At 68.9% G+C, this 598-nt stretch carries 1 protein-coding gene; it reads right to left on the bottom strand.

What is annotated here, in order from left to right; genetic code table 11:
• The coding region (locus EN852_RS41135) for a DUF5801 repeats-in-toxin domain-containing protein (RefSeq protein WP_246694483.1) at positions 1-598 on the bottom strand (598 nt) is incomplete at both ends.

Raw genomic sequence — 598 nt, 5'->3', positions numbered from 1 at the left:
AGGCGGTGTCGCCATCGGCATCCGTCACCGTCGCCGTCACGGCGATCTTGCCCGCCAGGTTCAGTGCGTCATTGTAGGCGGCGGCCGTCGAGCCATCGACCAGATGTTCAAGCGCGACGTTCTGCACCACCGTCATCTTGCCGTCCGCGGCGACCGACACGGTGAAGGCGGTGTGGGTGCCGCCGGCATCCGTGTACTGGCCCTGCACCGTGGCGCCGACCTGGACCAGCGTGATGGCATGGTCGCCCTGTGCCGTCGCCAGCCCCGAGGCCGCGTTGGTCACCGACAGCGCATAGGTCGTCGTGCCGGCGCCGTCGGCGCCGTAGTTGGAGGTCAGCGTCACGATCGCCGCAGCGCTCGTGGCCGTCATGATCGCCGGGTTCAGCACGCCGTCCGTCGTCGGACCGTTGTTGGTCTCGTCGAGCGTCACCGAGCTGCCGACCACCGCATTGCTGATCGAGGGGCCGTCATCGAGGAAGGTGACCGCACCGCCGACATCGATGGCGCCGGTCGAGGCGGTGTCGCCATCGGCATCCGTCACCGTCGCCGTCACGGCGATCTTGCCCGCCAGGTTCAGCGCGTCATTGTAGGCGGCGGC

This window comes from Mesorhizobium sp. M2E.F.Ca.ET.209.01.1.1, from assembly GCF_004010375.2.
Classification (GTDB): Bacteria; Pseudomonadota; Alphaproteobacteria; order Rhizobiales; family Rhizobiaceae; genus Mesorhizobium.
The sequence above is the reverse complement of the archived record's forward strand: the minus strand, read 5'-3'. Positions and strand labels throughout refer to the sequence as shown.